Genomic DNA, 18,032 nt, shown 5'->3' with positions numbered 1-18,032 from the left:
TTGATCGCTACCGCTCAATCACAACCCATTGGCTGCCTTGAACTCACGACGGCGGCGGTGCAGCACCGGCTCGGTGTAGCCGTTAGGCTGGCGGGTGCCTTCGATCACCAGTTCGACCGCCGCCTGGAAGGCGATGTTGCTGTCGAAGTCCGGTGCCAGCGGGCGGTACAGCGGGTCGTTGGCGTTCTGGCGATCCACCACCGGCGCCATGCGCTTGAGGCTTTCCATCACCTGGTCCTGCGTGACGATGCCATGGCGCAGCCAGTTGGCGATGTGCTGGCTGGAAATGCGCAGCGTCGCCCGGTCTTCCATCAGGCCGATGTCGTTGATGTCCGGCACCTTGGAACAACCCACGCCTTGGTCGATCCAGCGCACCACGTAGCCGAGGATGCCCTGGGCGTTGTTGTCCAGTTCGTTCCTGATCTGCTCCGGTGTCCAGTTCGGGTTGGCGGCCAGCGGGATGGTCAGGATGTCGTCCACCGACGCGCGGGTGCGCTTGGCCAGTTCGGCCTGGCGAGCGAATACGTCGACCTTGTGGTAGTGCAGGGCGTGCAGGGCAGCGGCGGTCGGCGACGGCACCCAGGCGGTGTTGGCGCCGGCCATTGGGTGGGCGACTTTCTGTTCGAGCATCGCCGCCATCAGGTCGGGCATGGCCCACATGCCCTTGCCGATTTGTGCGCGACCTTGCAGGCCGGTGCTCAAACCGATGTCGACGTTCCAGTTTTCGTACGCGGCGATCCACTTCTCGGCCTTCATGTCGGCCTTGCGCACCATCGGGCCGGCTTCCATCGAGGTGTGGATTTCGTCGCCGGTGCGGTCCAGGAAGCCGGTGTTGATGAACACCACGCGCTCGCTGGCTGCCTTGATGCAGGCCTTGAGGTTGACCGTGGTGCGGCGCTCCTCGTCCATGATCCCGACCTTGAGGGTGTTGCGCGGCAGGTTCAGCACGTCTTCGATACGACCGAACAGCTCGTTGGTGAAGGCGGCTTCTTCAGGCCCGTGCATCTTCGGCTTGACGATGTACACCGAGCCGGTGCGGCTGTTGCGGCGGGAGGTGTTGCCGTTGAGGCTGTGGATCGCCGCCAGGCTGGTGATCAGGCCGTCGAGGATACCTTCCGGCACTTCGTTGCCGTGCTTGTCCAGGATCGCGTCGATGGTCATCAGGTGCCCGACGTTACGCACGAACAGCAGCGAGCGACCGTGCAGCGTCAGGCCCGAGCCGTCGGCGGTGGTGTAGGCGCGGTCGGCGTTCATGGTGCGGGTGAACGTCTGGTCGCCCTTGGTCACTTGCTCCGACAGATCACCCTTCATCAGGCCGAGCCAGTTACGGTAGATCACCACCTTGTCATCGGCGTCGACGGCGGCGACCGAGTCTTCGCAGTCCATGATGGTGGTCAGCGCCGCTTCCATCAGGATGTCTTTCACACCAGCCGCGTCGGTCTGGCCGACCGGGGTGCTGGCGTCGATCTGGATTTCGAAGTGCAGACCGTTGTGCTTGAGCAGCACGGCGGCCGGCGCCGCGGCATCACCCTGGAAACCGATCAGTTGAGCATCGTCACGCAGGCCACTGTTGCTGCCGCCCTTGAGGGTGACCACCAGTTTGCCGTCGACGATCTTGTAGGCGGTGGAGTCGACATGGGAGCCGGCCGCCAGGGGGGCTGCTTCGTCGAGGAAGGCGCGGGCGAAGGCAATGACCTTGTCGCCGCGAACCTTGTTGTAGCCCTTGCCCTTTTGTGCGCCGTCGGCTTCGCTGATGGCGTCGGTGCCGTACAGCGCGTCGTACAGCGAACCCCAGCGGGCATTCGAGGCGTTGAGGGCGAAGCGGGCGTTCATCACCGGCACCACCAACTGCGGGCCGGCCATGCGGGCGATTTCGTCATCGACGTTTTGGGTCGTGGCCTGGAAATCCGCCGCTTCTGGCAGCAGATATCCGATGTCTTGCAGGAAGGCTTTGTAAGCCACGGCGTCGTGGGCCTGGCCGGCACGGGCCTGGTGCCAGGCATCGATCCGTGCTTGGAAGTCGTCGCGTTTGGCGAGTAGGGCTTGGTTCTTCGGTGCCAGGTCATGGATGACCTTGTCGGCACCGGCCCAGAATGCGTCGGCGGTGAGGCCGGTTCCGGGAATGGCTTCGTTATTCACGAAGTCGAACAGGACTTTGGCGACCTGCAGGCCACCGACTTGAACGTGTTCAGTCATTGCTTGCCTCACTCTGCTCAGCTATTTCGCTTTTCAGCTCTTCGATTTTGACAATGAAGCCTCGGGACATTTAAACCACAAACCCCGGTACCAGTACATGCCATCGCTGGCGGCTGGGTGGGACCTATCAAAGGGCTCTTGGCCTTGCTGACGGGGCTTTCAGGGATGCGACTGCGCCTTAAGCAGACATCGGTCCAACATTATGTAGTGCTCGCTGCGGCATACTACATGATCAACTGCGGTTGTGAAAATCAGACTAAATGCGTCGTTCTGCGACCGACTAAAGGCCTACAGTCACGACGAGACATCGGATGTTCTCAAAAAACAGAGGGATTGTTCCAGATAAATCTTGAAACTTGTACACGATTATCCGATTGGCCACTTACGCACCTTGTAACGAGGTGATCAATCCCCTCGCCAAAGGATGTGCACTTCTATACTCCTGCTTCTCACCACAAGAGGGCTGCGCCATGGACCATCTGGTTATCACTGTTTTTGCTCCGGACAAGCCCGGGCAGGTCGAGCGCATCGCCGATTGCATCGCCGAGCACGGCGGCAACTGGCTGGAAAGTCGCATGTCGCACCTGGCCGGGCAGTTTGCCGGGATCCTGCGCCTCAGCGCCCCCGCCGAGGCCCATGAAGCGTTGATCGAGGCCTTGCAGGGGCTGTCGGTCCACGGCATCCGCGTGCTGATCGCCGAGAGCGCCGCCGAGGCGTCGTGCAGTTGGAAACCCATTGTCATGGAGCTGGTGGGTAACGATCGGCCTGGCATCGTGCGCGACATCACCCGGCTGCTGAGCGAGCAAGGGGTCAATGTCGAGCGGCTGGTCACCCATGTGCGCCCGGCCCCCATGAGCAGCGAGTTGCTGTTTCACGCCGAGGCAATCCTTGGCGTGCCGCTGGCCTTGTCGCTGGACACATTGCAGGAACGCCTGGAGACCCTGGCCGATGAATTGATGGTGGAGCTCAAGCTCAGCGACGAAGCGTGAAGCGGGTTATCCAAGGAAAACCTGAGCCTGCCTGTGGATAACCTGTAGAGACCCGGCGCCAGCCCAAGCCCGCCGGGCCTTAGCCGGCGATGATCAAAAAATCACCGATTATCAAGGGCTTGTGCACAAACGGCGGGGACCACGCTGTGGATAACCTTGGGAAGAATCAGCGCAGGCCACGTTGCACGGGGCCTGCGCACGTTTGTGCGTTTTTTGATCAGTTGCGCCGGCGCAGGCTGATCACGGCATCGATGCTGTACACCGCGAGCCCCGCCCAGATGAACAGGAACGCCACCAGGGTGCTGGACGACAGGTGCTCGCCGAACAGTGTCACCGCCAGCAGCAGCACCAAGGTCGGGGCGATGTACTGGAGGAACCCCAGCGTGGTGTAGGGCAGGTGCCGGGCCGCGGCGTTGAAGCATACCAGCGGAACCAGCGTCACCGGGCCTGCGGCCACCAGCCACCAGGCTTCGGAAGTGCTCCAGAAAGCAGCCTGGGCACTGGTGGCCGCCGGGTTGAGCAGCAGCCAGGCCACGGCAATCGGCACCAGCATCCAGGTTTCCACCACCAACCCCGGCAGGGCCTTGACCGGCGCCTGCTTGCGGATCAATCCATAGAAACCGAAGGTCAGCGCCAACGCCAGCGATACCCATGGCAGGCTGCCCACTTGCCAGACCTGCTGCGCCACGCCTACCGCCGCCAACCCCACCGCCACCCATTGCATGGGCCGCAGCCGTTCACCCAGGATCAGCATGCCCAGCAGCACGTTCACCAGCGGGTTGATGTAATAGCCCAGGCTCGCTTCGAGCATCCGCCCATTGTTCACTGCCCAGACGTAGGTCAGCCAGTTGACCGCGATCAGCGTACCGCTCAGGGCCAGGATCGCCAGTCGGCGTGGGTTGTCCCGCAGTTCGCGCCACCAGCCCGGATGCTTCCAGACCAGCAGCAACGCCGCGCCGAACAGCGCCGACCACAGGACGCGGTGGATGATGATCTCCACGGCTGGCACGCTGGCGATGGCTTTGAAATAGATGGGGAACAATCCCCAGACGATATAGGCGGTCAGGCCCAGGATGTACCCGCGACGCGGGTTGGCGGCTTGCATGCAGAATCCTTGCTTAGGCAGCTAACAAAGAAGTGATTGTAAGGAGATTTGTCAGGTTGGGTGTGAACCTTTGTGAACGTCCTGGCCCCGCCACAGATCCTTCTGTGGGAGCGGGCTCGCTCGCGAAAGCGGTGGGTCAGTCGAGATGGATATTGAATGTTCCTCCGGCTTCGCGAGCAAGCCCGCTCCCACACGGGGCGCGGTGACAGCTGAAACCCATCAGAACAACTTCAACGGCTCTTCATTCAGTGCCGCCAGTTGCTCGCGCAAGGCCAGCACCTGGTCGCCCCAGTAGCGTTCACTGCCGAACCACGGAAAGCTGCGGGGGAAGGCCGGGTCGTCCCAGCGGCGTGCGAGCCAGGCGCTGTAGTGCATCAGGCGCAGGGCGCGCAAAGGTTCGATCAGCGCCAGTTCCCGTGGGTCGAAGTCGTGGAACTCCTGGTAACCGTCCATCAATTCCGACAACTGCCCCAGGCAGGCCTGGCGGTCGCCGGCGAGCATCATCCACAGGTCCTGGACCGCGGGGCCCATGCGGCAATCGTCGAGGTCGACGATGTGAAACACCTCGTCGCGACACATCATGTTGCCGGGATGACAGTCGCCGTGCATGCGGATGGTCTGGTGGGGTGTGGCGGCGTAGGCCTCTTCGACACGCTTGAGCAGGTCCCTGGCGACAGACTCGTAGGCCGGCAACAGGCTGCGCGGGACGAAGCCGCTGTCCAGCACCGTGGCCAGGGAATCGTGGCCGAAGTTCTTCACGCCCAAGGCTTCGCGGTGCTCGAACGGGCGGCTGGCGCCCACGGCGTGCAGTCGTCCGAGCAGTTGCCCGAGGCGGTAGAGCTGGTCGAGGTTACCCGGTTCCGGCGCACGGCCGCCACGACGGGGAAACAGGGTGAAGCGAAAGCCTGCGTGTTCGTGCAGGCTGGCGCCGTCATGGATCAATGGCGCCACCACCGGCACGTCGCAATCGGCCAGTTCGAACGTGAAACGGTGTTCTTCCAGGATCGCTTCATTGGTCCAGCGCGCAGGGCGATAGAACTTGGCGATCAGCGGCTCGCCGTCCTCGATACCGACCTGGTAGACACGGTTCTCATAACTGTTGAGCGCCAACACCCGGGCATCACTGAGCAAGCCCAGGCTTTCAACGGCGTCGAGTACGAGATCGGGGGTGAGGGTTTCAAACGGATGGGACATGCTGACTCCTGCGCAGCGGCAGGGCTGCCGCGTCCGGCCCAGCATGGTAGCGCAAAGCAGTCTGGATTGATTGTCAGTCCTGAATCAGCTTCGTGGCGAGGGAGCTTGCTCCCGCTGGGTTGCGCAGCGACCCCAGATATTTATGGGCGCTGCACACCCAAGCGGGAGCAAGCTTCCTCGCCACAAAAGCAAATGTCAGGCCGCGCCGATCACCCCGCCGTCCTCACGGGTAATCACCATCACCGATGAACGCGGCTTGCCGTTGGGCAGGTGCTCGGGAAAGGTCGAACCGCCGTTTTCGCCAGGGTGCTGGATCCCGACGAACAGGCTCCTGTGGTCCGGCGCGAAACTGATGCCGGTCACTTCGCAGCCCACCGGCCCGACCATGAAGCGGCGGATCTCTCCGCTGTTGGGGTCGGCGCAGAGCATCTGGTTGTTGCCCATGCCGGCGAAGTCGCCAGTGTTGCTGACGTCACCGTCGGTGAGGATCCACAGCCGACCCGCTTTGTCGAAGCCCAAGCCATCGGGGCTGTTGAACATGTTCTGCGGGGTGATGTTCGACGACCCGGCTTTTGGCGTACCGGCATGGACCGTCGGGTTGCCCGCGACCACGAACAGGTCCCAGTCGAAGGTCTTGGAGGCGTGGTCGTCGCGGCTGGTGCGCCAGCGCAGGATTTGCCCGTAGACGTTCTTGGCCCGCGGGTTCGGCCCGCCCACCGGCTGGCCATCTTCGCCGCGCTTGGAGTTGTTGGTCAGGGTGCAGTAGACCTGGCCGTCTTTCGGGCTCACCACGATCCACTCCGGACGGTCCATGCGCGTGGCACCCACGACGCTGGCGGCCAGACGGGCATGGATCAGCACTTCGGCCTGGTCGGCGAAACCGCTGCTGGCGTCCAGGCCGTTCTTGCCGTGGGTCAGCTCGATCCACTGGCCCTTGCCTTTGGGATGATCGGGGTTGGCGTCGCCGGCGTCGAAGCGCGCCACGTACAAGGTGCCATGGTCCAGCAGGTTGCGGTTGGCCTTGGCGTTGCGGGGGTTGATGCGCTCGCGGCTGACGAACTTGTAGATGAACTCACCGCGTTCATCGTCGCCCATGTACACCACGGCGCGACCGTCATTGGTTTGCGCCAGCGCGGCGTTTTCATGCTTGAAGCGGCCCAGGGCGGTGCGCTTGACCGGGGTGGAGTCTGGATCGAACGGGTCGATTTCCACCACCCAGCCATGACGGTTGAGTTCGTTGGGGTTCTTCGCCAGGTCGAAGCGTGGATCGAACAGGTGCCAGTTGATCTCGCGGCTGGTGACGGTGGCGCCGTAGCGTTTTTGCGCCTCATCGAACTGCAAGTCGGATTGGCTGCTGCCGAAGCAATCGGTGAAGTTCTCTTCGCAGGTCAGGTAAGTGCCCCACGGCGTCATGCCGTTGGCGCAGTTCTGGAACGTGCCCAGCACCTTCTTGCCGCTCTTGTCGGCGCTGGTCTTGAGCAACTCGTGACCGGCCGCAGGGCCGCGCAGGCGAATCGGCGTATTGCCGTGGATCCTGCGGTTGTAGCGCGACTCCTGGACGAACTGCCACTGGCCGCCGCGACGGCGCTGGACCTCGATCACCGAGACGCCTTCGCTGGCCTGGGCCTTGTGCACGTCCTCGGCCGATTGCGGCTGGCCGCCGTGGGCGAACAGGTAGCGGTAGTTGGTGTATTCGTTGTTGATCGCCATCAGCGCCCGGTTGTTGTCACCGGGGAACGGGAACAGGCTCATGCCGTCGTTGTTGTCGCCGAACTGCATTTCCTGGGCGCGGGCGGTGCCGTTGCCGCTGGGGTCGAACGCCGGTGCGTTTTTCTGCAGCGGCTGGCCCCAACTGATCAGCACCGAGGACTTGTAGCCTGGCGGCAGGGTGATGGTGTCGGTGGTCGCGGCGGCGATGCTGTTGAAACCCAGCAGCCTGCTGTTGCCTTCGCTCACGGCGGCGGCCATGACGCTGCGACTCAGCAGGTTGCCGCCCAGGAACATGGCGGCGCCACACAGGGCGCCGGCGCTGATGAAACCACGACGGCTGAGGCCGACGATCTTTTCCAGGTCGGTGGATTGGTTTTCTTCTAGTAGGCTCATTTCAGGCTCCCTGCTGGTTTTGGCAGTCACCTTAAAGCGGGTCGATGAAGCTATTGTTGCAGCGCGCTACAGCGGTGTGCCGAGCAGCACATTCGTGGGCGAAAACCTCACTTGCACCGCGCCGCCGACCTCCAGCTGTCGTTCACGCAATTGCAGCGGATCGGCCAGGGCGCAGAGGGTCTGGCCGTTGGGCAAGCCGATCCGCACCTCGCTGGGGCCGTTTTCAGCGGCGACGACCTGCTCGATCAGACCTTGCAAGGAATTGTCGCCCGCCATGGCCGGCTGCCCGGCGGGGTGCAGTTCCAGCCAGCCGGCCTTGATCAGGGCGACCACTTCGGTGCCGATCGCCAGTTCCAGCCGGACCGTGCTGTCGTGGGTGATCCGTGCCTCGATGACCAGCCCCCGGGCCAGCTCCAGGCGTATCCGGTCGTTGTGGCCGGTGGCTTCGATCCCGATGACTTTGCCGTGCAACTGGTTGCGCGCGCTGGTGCGCAACATCAGGCGGCCCAGCAGGCCCAGGTCTGCGGCGTCTTCGCTTGCTTCGAGCAATTGCGCCTGCAAGGTTTGCAGGCGCAGGTACAGGCGCAACACCCGTTGCCCTTCCTCGGACAACCTGGCGCCGCCACCGCCCTTGCCGCCGACACTGCGCTCCACCAGCGGTTGGTCCGCCAGGTTGTTCAATTCATCGATGGCGTCCCACGCCGCCTTGTAGCTCAGGCCCGCGCTCTTGGCGGCGCGGGTGATCGAGCCTTGTTCGGCGATGTGCTGAAGCAAGGCGATGCGTTGTGGGCGGCGGACAATGTGTTGGGTCAGGAGCGTAGGCAATGACATGACGAAAAACTGCGTGCAGGAGTGATGGGCCGACGTTGGCGGCTTGGGCGCCGCGCGTCAAGCCGGCTCCGCCGCTTTCGGCGTGCGCGCCAGGCAATACACGTCCACCCGCGCCGCGCCGGCCTCCAGCAGCAGGTGTGCCAGGGCCTGGGCGGTAGCGCCAGTGGTGAGCACATCGTCCACCAGCGCCAGGTGGCGGTTGCGCAGTTGCGCCTCGGGGGCCAAGGCAAAGGCCCGGAGCAGGTTTTGCCGCCGCGCCTTGGCATCGAGCGCCTGCTGTGCGGGAGTGTCCTGGACGCGGCGCAGCCAGTGTTCTTCGCACGCAAGGCCCAACGGCTGGCTGAGCCAGCGAGCCAGCAGAGCAGCCTGGTTGAAGCCCCGCTGGCGCAGGCGCGGCGCGGCCAGGGGCACCGGCAGCAGCGCGTCGGGGCGCTCCAGGCCTTCGTCGAACTGGTGTTGCAGCGACTGCGCCAACAGCTCGCCCATCAGCCGGCCCAGGGGCCATTTCGCTTGATGCTTGAAGCGGGTGATCAAACTGTCCACCGGAAAGTCGTAGATCCAGGGCGCCAGCACCCGCTCGAATGCTGGCGGCTGTGCGGCACACTGTCCACAACGCAGCCCGGCCATGGGCAACGGCAAAGCGCAGACACTGCATTGATTGCCCAGCCAGGGCAGGTCGGCCTCGCAGGGTGTGCAGATCGGCTGCGGTGTGTCAGTGGTATCCCCGCATAACAGGCAGTTTTGTTTGTTTTTTAACCAGATGTAAACCTGTTCTTCGTATCGTGGTTGACAGCGCATGACTCTTCCTTAAATATGCCGAACATCCGTGTCGCGTCTGTGGGTATTGCGTAAACCCAAGGCGCCAGCCAAGCATAATCAAGGAATTGCCCATGAGCGCCAGCACCACTGCCAACCTGCGTCATGACTGGTCTTTGGCCGAAGTCAAAGCACTCTTCGTCCAGCCATTCAACGACCTGCTGTTCCAGGCGCAGACCGTGCACCGCGCGCACTTCGACGCCAACCGCGTCCAGGTTTCCACGCTGCTGTCGATCAAGACCGGCGCGTGCCCGGAAGATTGCAAATATTGTCCGCAGTCCGGCCACTACAACACCGGGCTGGATAAAGAGAAGTTGCTGGAAGTGCAGAAGGTCCTCGAAGAAGCCGCGCGCGCCAAGGCCATTGGTTCGACCCGTTTCTGCATGGGCGCGGCCTGGAAGCATCCGTCGGCCAAGGACATGCCGTACGTGCTGGAGATGGTCAAGGGCGTGAAGGCCATGGGCCTGGAAACCTGCATGACCCTGGGCCGGCTCGACCAAGAGCAGACCCAGGCGCTGGCCCAGGCTGGCCTGGACTACTACAACCACAACCTCGACACCTCGCCGGAGTTCTACACCAGCATCATCACCACCCGCACCTACAGCGAGCGCCTGCAAACCCTGGTCTACGTGCGTGACTCGGGGATGAAGATCTGCTCCGGTGGCATCCTCGGCATGGGAGAGTCCCTGGACGATCGCGCCAACCTGCTGATCCAGCTGGCCAACCTGCCGGAGCACCCTGAATCGGTGCCGATCAATATGCTGGTCAAGGTTGCCGGCACGCCGCTGGAAAACGCCGAGGACGTCGATCCGTTCGACTTCATCCGCATGCTCGCCGTGGCGCGGATCCTGATGCCCAAGTCCCATGTACGCCTGTCTGCCGGCCGTGAAGCGATGAACGAGCAGATGCAGGCCCTGGCCTTCCTGGCCGGCGCGAACTCGATTTTCTACGGCGACAAACTGCTGACCACCGCCAACCCGCAGGCCGACAAGGACATGCAACTGTTCGCCCGCCTCGGCATCCAGCCCGAAGCCCGTGAAGAGCACGCCGACGAAGTGCACCAGGCCGCGATTGAACAGGCACTGGTGGAGCACAAGAGCAGCGAGCAGTTCTACAACGCGGCGGTTTGACCACTCTCCGATACCCGGATTGGAATGCAAGCCCCTGTGGGAGCGAGCTTGCTCGCGATGGCGATGGAACATTCACATTTATGTCGACTGACACACCGCTATCGCGAGCAAGCTCGCTCCCACAAGGGGCTTTGGCCAGTCTTTAAACAGTTGAGGCCTGCATGTCCTTTGATCTCGCCGCACGCCTGGCTGCCCGTCGTGCCGAAAACCTCTATCGCCAGCGCCCATTACTCGAAAGTCCGCAGGGGCCGGAGGTGGTGGTGGACGGCCAGCCGTTGCTGGCGTTCTGCAACAACGACTACCTGGGCCTGGCGAACCACCCGCACGTGATCGAAGCCTGGCGCGCCGGTGCGACTCGTTGGGGCGTCGGTGGCGGCGCTTCCCACCTGGTGATCGGCCACAGCGGCCCGCACCACGCCCTGGAGGAAGCCCTGGCTGACTTGACCGGCCGGCCCCGGGCCTTGCTGTTCACCACCGGCTACATGGCCAACCTCGGCGCGGTGACCGCGCTGGTGGGGCAGGGCGACACGGTGCTGGAAGACCGGCTCAATCACGCCTCGTTGCTCGACGCCGGGTTGTTGTCCGGCGCACGGTTCAACCGTTACCTGCACAACGACGCCCGGAGCCTGGCCACTCGCCTGGAGAAAGCCACCGGCAATACCCTGGTGGTCACCGACGGCGTGTTCAGCATGGACGGCGACATTGCCGACCTGCCGGCCCTGGCCCGTGAAGCCAAGGCCAGGGGCGCCTGGCTGATGGTCGACGATGCCCACGGTTTCGGCCCGTTGGGCGCCCAGGGCGGCGGCGTCGTCGAGCACTTCGGCTTGAGCCAGGACGACGTCCCCGTGCTGGTGGGTACCCTGGGCAAGGCGTTCGGCACCGCCGGGGCGTTCGTCGCCGGCAGTGAAGAGCTGATCGAGAGCCTGATCCAGTTCGCCCGCCCCTACATCTACACCACCAGCCAACCGCCGGCCCTGGCCTGCGCCACGCTCAAGAGCCTTGAGTTGCTGCGCCGCGAGCATTGGCGACGCGAGCACTTGCAGGTGCTGATCCGCCAGTTCCGCCAGGGGGCCGAGCAGATCGGCTTGCAATTGATGGACAGCTTCACGCCGATCCAGCCGATTCTGGTGGGCGATGCGGGACACGCGCTGCGCCTGTCGCAAATGTTGCGTGAGCGCGGGTTGATGGTCACCGCCATCCGTCCCCCTACCGTGCCGGCCGGCAGCGCGCGTTTGCGCGTGACCCTGACGGCGGCCCACAGCGAGGCTCAGGTGCAGCGCCTGCTCGAAGCCCTGGCCGATTGTTTTGCCCAATTGCGAAAGGAGCCCAGCCATGCGTGATCGACTGATTCTGCTGCCCGGTTGGGGCCTGGGCATTTCACCGCTGGAGCCGTTGGCGGCTGCGCTGCAAGGGCTCGATGAGCACCTGCGGGTGGAGATCGAACCGTTGCCAGCGCTGGCGTCGAGTGATCCTGACGAATGGCTCGACGAGCTGGACGCCGCCATCCCCGAGGATGCCTGGCTCGGCGGCTGGTCCCTTGGCGGCATGCTCGCCTCGGCACTGGCGGCGCGGCGCGGCGAGCGCTGCTGTGGCCTGCTGACCCTGGCCAGCAACGCCGCGTTCGTCGCCCAAGAGCAGTGGTCGAACGCGATGGCGGCAGACACTTTCAATGGGTTTGTGGCCGGGTGTGCCGACGATCCGCGCCAGACCCTCAAGCGCTTCAGCATGCTGTGCGCCCAGGGGTGCAGCGACCCGCGCGGGTTGTCGCGCTTGCTGCTGGCCGGTGCACCGAACACCTCGCCCGAGGTCTTGATGGCCGGGTTGCAGGTGCTGGCGCAACTGGATACCCGCGCCGCGTTGCAGGGCTTTCGCGGGCCGCAACTGCACCTGTTCGCCGGGCTCGATGCCCTGGTGCCGGCCGAAGCGGCGGGTGAATTGCTCGCGCTGTTGCCGGATGTCGAAATCGGCCTGATCGAACAGGCCGGCCACGGATTCCTCCTGGAAGACCCCCACGGTGTGGCGGGGGCGATCCAGGCTTTTTTGCACGAGTGCGGTGATGACTGATTTGTCTCTCGTGACATTACCCGGTGCCTTACCGGACAAGCGCCAGGTGGCGGCTTCGTTCTCCCGGGCGGCGACCAGCTATGACAGCGTTGCAGCGTTGCAGCGTGACGTGGGCCAACAACTGCTGGAGCGGTTGCCGCCATCGCTCACCCCACCGCGTTGGGTAGACCTGGGCTGTGGCACCGGGTATTTCACCCGGGCGCTGGCGGCGCGCTTCGGCGAGGCGGGCGGGCTGGCGCTGGACATTGCCGAAGGCATGCTGAACCACGCCCGCCCACAAGGCGGCGCCGCGCATTTTGTCGCCGCTGACGCCGAGCGGCTACCCTTGCAGGCATCGAGTTGCGAGCTGGTGTTCTCCAGCCTGGCGGTGCAGTGGTGTGCGGATTTCGCGTCGGTGTTGAGTGAGGCCCGACGTGTCCTGAAACCCGGCGGGGTGCTGGCCTTTACCAGCCTGTGTGTCGGTACGTTGTACGAACTGCGCGACAGCTGGCGTCAGGTGGATGGCCTGGTGCACGTCAACCGTTTCCGCGGGTTCGACACCTACCAGCAGCTGTGCGCCGCCAGCGGCCTGAATGTGCTCAGCCTTGAAAGCCGTCCCCATGTCCTGCACTACCCTGATGTGCGCAGCCTGACCCACGAACTGAAAGCGTTGGGTGCGCACAATCTGAACCCAGGTCGACCCGGAGGCCTGACGGGCAGGGCGCGGATCCTGGCGCTGGTCGAGGCGTATGAGCAGTTTCGCCAGGCGCAAGGGCTGCCGGCGACTTACCAGGTGGTCTACGCCGTTTTGGAGAAACCGCTATGAGCCAGGCCTATTTCATCACCGGCACTGACACCGACGTAGGCAAGACCACCGTCGCGGCGGGGCTGCTGCACGCGGCGCGACAGGCCGGCAGGAGCACCGCCGCCGGCAAGCCCGTGGCGTCCGGTTGCGAGGTCACGCCCAAAGGCCTGCGCAATGCCGACGCCCTGGCATTGCTGGCCGAGTGCTCGGTGCCGCTTGCTTATGCGCAGGTCAATCCGGTGGCGTTCGAACCGGCCATCGCGCCGCATCTGGCGGCGCGGGAGGCGAGCGTGGCCTTGACCGTGCAATCGTTGCTGGGGCCGATGCGTGACGTGCTGGCCCTGGGCGCCGATTTCACCCTGATCGAAGGCGCCGGTGGCTGGCGCGTGCCGCTGGCCGACCAGGATAATCTCTCGGACCTGGCCATGGCCTTGGGCCTGCCGGTGATCCTGGTGGTGGGCGTGCGCCTGGGCTGCATCAGCCATGCGTTGCTGACCGCCGAGGCCATCGCTCGGGACGGCTTGCAACTGGCCGGCTGGGTGGCGAACATCATCGACCCCAAGACCTCGCGCCTGGAAGAAAACCTCGCCACCCTGGCCGAGCGCCTCCCCGCCCCGTGCCTGGGGCGGGTCCCGAAAATCAAGGGCGTGACGGCCGAAATCGTCGCCGATCACTTGCACCTCGACCTGCTGGATTAGGGTTTACCCTATGATAAGGCAGTGTGCCATTAGTGTTTTTGTCGGGCCTTTTCCGCGCCCTTCTGATTCAATGGCCACTGTCGACCCTTCAAGAAGACGAGTTCTGTCATGCAAATCTCAGGAAATACCGCGTTCTATGCCGGTCTGAGCACGATTCAGACAGGGCAGAACCGTGTCGATCTGGCAGCCGGCCAGGTCGCCAACAACACGATCGAGCGCTCGGTCACCAGCCAGTCATCCGAAGTCCAGGTGGATCGCCTGCGGTCGGTCGATCGCAGCCAGCAGTCGGATGTGGCCGCCAACATGGTGGAAATGTCCCAAGGCAAGTTCCAGGTGCAACTGGGCGTGAACGTCGCCAAGGCTTCCGACGAAATGCTCGGGACGTTGATCGACACCTTCGCCTGATTCTGTCCCTTGGATTGACCGGAACGCCGCGATGATTCGCGGCGTTTTTGTCTCTAAGGTCTTCTTACTCAACTAATCTTTTCCCAGGCGTGTCGCGGGTTCTTCCGCGTCACCGAATGCCCGTGCCCGAGATTTTCCACAGCCGATGACGAATGGCAAAAGATCGGGCCTTGACAAGGTTTGGGCGTAAACGTATGTTTCAAACAACTGTTTGACCGTCACAACAAATCCACGCGGTCGTTCATTCCCGGTTACATCAGCAGAGGTTTATCGCTATGCCTGACTACAAGGCCCCCTTGCGTGATATTCGCTTCGTACGTGACGAACTGCTCGGTTACGAGGCGCATTACCAGAGCCTTCCGGCTTGCCAGGACGCAACTCCGGACATGGTTGACGCCATTCTCGAAGAAGGCGCCAAGTTTTGTGAGCAGGTGCTGGCACCGCTGAACCGTGTGGGCGACCTCGAAGGCTGCACCTGGAGCGAGTCCGGCGTGAAGACCCCGACCGGGTTCAAGCAGGCCTACAAGCAATTCGTCGAAGGCGGCTGGCCAAGCCTGGCCCATGACGTGGCGCACGGTGGCCAAGGCCTGCCGGAGTCCCTGGGCCTGGCCGTCAGCGAGATGGTCGGTGAAGCCAACTGGTCGTGGGGCATGTACCCGGGCCTGTCCCATGGCGCGATGAACACCATTTCCGAGCACGGCACGCCCGAGCAGCAAGAGGCCTACCTGACCAAGCTGGTGTCTGGCGAATGGACCGGCACCATGTGCCTGACCGAACCGCATTGCGGCACCGACCTGGGCATGCTGCGCACCAAGGCCGAGCCTCAGGCCGATGGTTCCTACAAGGTCACCGGCACCAAGATCTTCATTTCGGCCGGTGAACACGACATGGCCGACAACATCGTCCATATCGTACTGGCACGCCTGCCGGACGCACCGGCCGGTACCAAGGGTATCTCGCTGTTCATCGTGCCGAAGTTCCTGCCTAACGCCGATGGCACCCTCGGCCAGCGCAACGCGGTGAACTGTGGTTCCCTGGAACACAAGATGGGCATCCACGGCAACGCCACTTGCGTGATGAACTTCGACGCGGCCACCGGTTTCCTGATCGGCCCGGCGAACAAAGGCTTGAACTGCATGTTCACCTTCATGAACACCGCACGCCTGGGCACCGCGCTGCAAGGCCTGGCCCACGCCGAGATCGGTTTCCAGGGCGGCCTGAAATACGCCCGTGACCGCCTGCAAATGCGTTCCCTGACCGGCCCGAAAGCGCCGGACAAGGCGGCCGACCCGATCATCGTCCACCCTGACGTGCGTCGCATGCTGCTGACCATGAAAGCCTTCGCCGAAGGTAACCGGGCGATGGTCTACTTCACCGCCAAGCAGGTCGACATCGTCAAGTACGGCGTCGATGAGGAAGAGAAGAAAAAGGCCGATGCGCTGCTGGCGTTCATGACGCCGATCGCCAAGGCGTTCATGACCGAGGTCGGTTTCGAATCGGCCAACCACGGCGTGCAGATCTATGGCGGCCACGGCTTCATCGCCGAATGGGGCATGGAGCAGAACGTTCGCGACAGCCGTATCTCGATGCTGTACGAAGGCACCACCGGCATCCAGGCCCTCGACCTGCTGGGCCGTAAAGTGCTGATGACCCAGGGCGAAGCGCTCAAGGGCTTCACCAAGATCGTCCACAAGTTCTGCCAGGGCAACGAAGGCAACGAAGCGGTCAAGGAGTTCGTGGGGCCTCTGGCTGCGTTGAACAAGGAGTGGGGCGAACTGACCATGAAGGTCGGCATGGCCGCCATGAAAGACCGCGAGGAAGTTGGTGCGGCGTCGGTGGACTACCTGATGTACTCCGGTTACGCCTGCCTGGCCTACTTCTGGGCCGACATGGCACGCCTGGCAGCGGAAAAACTCGCCGCCGGCACCACCGAAGAGGCGTTCTACACCGCCAAGCTGCAGACTGCGCGTTTCTACTTCCAGCGCATCCTGCCGCGTACCCGTACCCACGTGGCGGCCATGCTGTCGGGTGCCAACAACCTGATGGACATGAAAGAAGAAGACTTCGCGCTGGGCTACTAAGCCTTACGCGGTTTCTCTGAAAGCCGCTGCCTCCTTCGGGACGCAGCGGCTTTTTCATGTCCGCCATGAATATCCCGCTGCGAGCGAGCTTGCTCGCCATAGCGGTGTGTCAGGCCATGGAGGTGCTGGCTGAACAAATGCCATCGCGAGCAAGCTCACCCCCATAGAGGGTCAAAGGCGATCCTGAAACAATATTCATCCATCTCTTCCCTAAGAAAACCCTCCCTTCTGCCGTTACAGCGATGGCAGTGTGACATCTGTCACATCCTGCGTGCCTTGTTGCGGTAATAGCAGGCACAATGCCATCTTTGGTCAGCCGGGTCGGAGCTTTACCCTTGCCGCGTTCTTCCGCTGTACGTTTCAGCCATTTCCTACCCTCATTGCTGCTATTGCTGGCGGGGCTCGCGGCGGCCTACGTCAAGGACCTCAACGTTTTCTTCACCTCGCTGTTCAATGTCCTGCCAACGTTGGTGCTGCTGCTGGGCGGGGCGTATTGCTCGGTGTACCGGCGCCAGCGTGAACTGTTTTTGATGGTCACGGTGTACATCGCCTACTTCCTGTTGGACACCCAGACCGACTTCTACCGTGATAACGGCAAGGTGCGTGAAGACGCTGCCGTGGTGTTCCACCTCGTCTGCCTGCTGTTGCCGCTGCTGTTCGGCCTGTTCGCCGCGTGGCAGGAGCGCACCCATCTGTTCCAGGACATGGTGGCGCGGTTCGCGGTGCTGCTGATCTTCGGCAGCGTGGCGCTGGCCCTGGAGCAAAGCTTTCCCCAGGCGCTGCTGCTGTGGCTTTCGGAGATCCGCTGGCCGGCCCTGCACGGGGCCTGGATGAGCCTGATCCAGTTGTCCTACCCGGTGTTCATCGCGGCCTTCTCTTTGCTGGCCTGGCAATACTGGCGCAATCCCCGGCCGTTGCATGCCGCGCAATTGGTGGGGTTGCTGGGTTTGTTCTGGATGTTGCCGAAGACCTTCATCCTGCCGTTTACCCTGAACATCATGTGCAGCCAGGTGATGTTGATGATCGCCGCCGCCGTCGCCCACGAGGCCTATCAAATGGCCTTCCGCGATGAACTGACCGGCTTGCCGGGACGCCGGGCGCTGAACGAGCGCATGCAGCGCCTGGGGCGTAACTATGTGCTGGCGATGAGCGACGTCGACCATTTCAAGAAATTCAACGATACCCACGGCCACGACGTGGGTGACCAGGTGCTGCGCCTGGTGGCCAGCAAACTGTCGAAAATCGGTGGCGGCGGTAGGGCCTATCGCTATGGCGGCGAGGAATTTGCGCTGGTGTTTGCCGGTAAGACCCTCGATGAGTGCATGCCTCACCTGGAGGTCATCCGCCAATCCATCGAGAGCTACAGCATCCAGTTGCGCAACCCCGACAGTCGTCCCCAGGATGATCAGCAGGGCCGACAGCGGCGAGCCGGCGGCAGTGCCTCCAGCGTATCGGTGACCATCAGCATCGGTGTGGCGGAACGGCTCGAGCAGCGCACGCCGGAAGAGGTCCTCAAGTCTGCCGACCAGGCGCTCTATAACGCCAAGGGCGCGGGGCGTAATTGCGTGGTCGCCTTTGGCCAGAACCGCCGCGGCGCGGTGCGCATGGAAACTGCCGCGGGTTGAGTGATGACGGC

Annotated in this window: 15 protein-coding genes; 9 read left to right on the top strand and 6 right to left on the bottom strand. The window is 63.4% G+C overall.

Annotated elements, in window-relative coordinates; translation table 11 throughout:
* Positions 1-18: 18 nt before the first annotated feature.
* On the bottom strand, positions 19-2,196 hold the full coding sequence (locus KI241_RS24960; RefSeq protein ID WP_047735923.1) for a malate synthase G: 2,178 nt from the start codon (positions 2,194-2,196) through the stop codon (positions 19-21).
* A gap of 470 nt (positions 2,197-2,666) precedes the next feature.
* Here KI241_RS24960 and KI241_RS24955 point away from each other — a divergent pair, with 470 nt between their 5' ends.
* Positions 2,667-3,185 (top strand): ACT domain-containing protein, encoded by a 519-nt coding sequence (locus tag KI241_RS24955; protein ID WP_053151428.1) that lies wholly within the window; start codon positions 2,667-2,669, stop codon positions 3,183-3,185.
* Positions 3,186-3,402: 217 nt separating this feature from the next.
* Here the strand turns inward: KI241_RS24955 and rarD are convergent, their stop codons facing one another.
* The 5 genes from rarD to KI241_RS24930 all read right to left on the bottom strand — a co-directional run bounded on the left by rarD (position 3,403) and on the right by KI241_RS24930 (position 9,216).
* A complete protein-coding gene (gene rarD, locus KI241_RS24950; protein WP_042732809.1) occupies positions 3,403-4,290 on the bottom strand; it encodes an EamA family transporter RarD in 888 nt (295 codons plus the stop codon).
* Between the two features lie 219 nt (positions 4,291-4,509).
* On the bottom strand, positions 4,510-5,484 hold the full coding sequence (locus KI241_RS24945) for a serine/threonine protein kinase (RefSeq protein WP_123579693.1): 975 nt from the start codon (positions 5,482-5,484) through the stop codon (positions 4,510-4,512).
* A 195-nt stretch (positions 5,485-5,679) separates the two neighbouring features.
* A complete protein-coding gene (locus KI241_RS24940) occupies positions 5,680-7,587 on the bottom strand; it encodes a PhoX family phosphatase (protein WP_212803098.1) in 1,908 nt (635 codons plus the stop codon).
* Positions 7,588-7,653: 66 nt separating this feature from the next.
* On the bottom strand, positions 7,654-8,418 hold the full coding sequence (locus tag KI241_RS24935) for a TOBE domain-containing protein (protein ID WP_042732646.1): 765 nt from the start codon (positions 8,416-8,418) through the stop codon (positions 7,654-7,656).
* Between the two features lie 57 nt (positions 8,419-8,475).
* Complete coding sequence (locus KI241_RS24930; RefSeq protein WP_212803097.1) at positions 8,476-9,216, bottom strand: ComF family protein; 741 nt, start codon at positions 9,214-9,216, stop codon at positions 8,476-8,478.
* Between the two features lie 92 nt (positions 9,217-9,308).
* On the opposite strand from KI241_RS24930, the gene bioB reads away from it, so the two are divergent.
* The 8 genes from bioB (at position 9,309) to KI241_RS24890 (ending at position 18,021) form a co-directional block, all read left to right on the top strand.
* Positions 9,309-10,364, top strand: a complete 1,056-nt coding sequence (gene bioB, locus KI241_RS24925; RefSeq protein WP_212803096.1) for a biotin synthase BioB — start codon at positions 9,309-9,311, stop codon at positions 10,362-10,364.
* Between the two features lie 161 nt (positions 10,365-10,525).
* Positions 10,526-11,704 (top strand): 8-amino-7-oxononanoate synthase, encoded by a 1,179-nt coding sequence (gene bioF, locus KI241_RS24920; protein ID WP_212803095.1) that lies wholly within the window; start codon positions 10,526-10,528, stop codon positions 11,702-11,704.
* Positions 11,697-12,428, top strand: coding sequence for an alpha/beta fold hydrolase (locus KI241_RS24915; RefSeq protein ID WP_212803094.1), 732 nt, complete (start codon positions 11,697-11,699; stop codon positions 12,426-12,428). The genes bioF and KI241_RS24915 overlap by 8 nt, the downstream gene beginning before the upstream one ends.
* Complete coding sequence (gene bioC / locus KI241_RS24910; protein ID WP_212803093.1) at positions 12,421-13,233, top strand: malonyl-ACP O-methyltransferase BioC; 813 nt, start codon at positions 12,421-12,423, stop codon at positions 13,231-13,233. The genes KI241_RS24915 and bioC overlap by 8 nt, the downstream gene beginning before the upstream one ends.
* Positions 13,230-13,910, top strand: coding sequence for a dethiobiotin synthase (bioD, locus tag KI241_RS24905; protein WP_212803092.1), 681 nt, complete (start codon positions 13,230-13,232; stop codon positions 13,908-13,910). The genes bioC and bioD overlap by 4 nt, the downstream gene beginning before the upstream one ends.
* Before the next feature lie 108 nt (positions 13,911-14,018).
* The gene (locus KI241_RS24900) at positions 14,019-14,315 is read left to right on the top strand and encodes a hypothetical protein (RefSeq protein ID WP_042730672.1); all 297 of its coding nucleotides are present in this window, start codon (positions 14,019-14,021) and stop codon (positions 14,313-14,315) included.
* A gap of 275 nt (positions 14,316-14,590) precedes the next feature.
* On the top strand, positions 14,591-16,396 hold the full coding sequence (locus tag KI241_RS24895) for a phenylacyl-CoA dehydrogenase (protein WP_042730671.1): 1,806 nt from the start codon (positions 14,591-14,593) through the stop codon (positions 16,394-16,396).
* Between the two features lie 335 nt (positions 16,397-16,731).
* Entirely contained in the window at positions 16,732-18,021 is a 1,290-nt protein-coding gene (locus KI241_RS24890) for a GGDEF domain-containing protein (RefSeq protein WP_042730670.1), read from the top strand.
* Positions 18,022-18,032: the final 11 nt, after the last annotated feature.

This window comes from Pseudomonas sp. Cab53 (assembly GCF_018325965.1).
GTDB classification, from domain to species: domain Bacteria; phylum Pseudomonadota; class Gammaproteobacteria; order Pseudomonadales; family Pseudomonadaceae; genus Aquipseudomonas; species Aquipseudomonas chlororaphis_E.
Note: the sequence above shows the minus strand (reverse complement) of the source record. Positions and strands in the feature narration are given on the sequence as shown.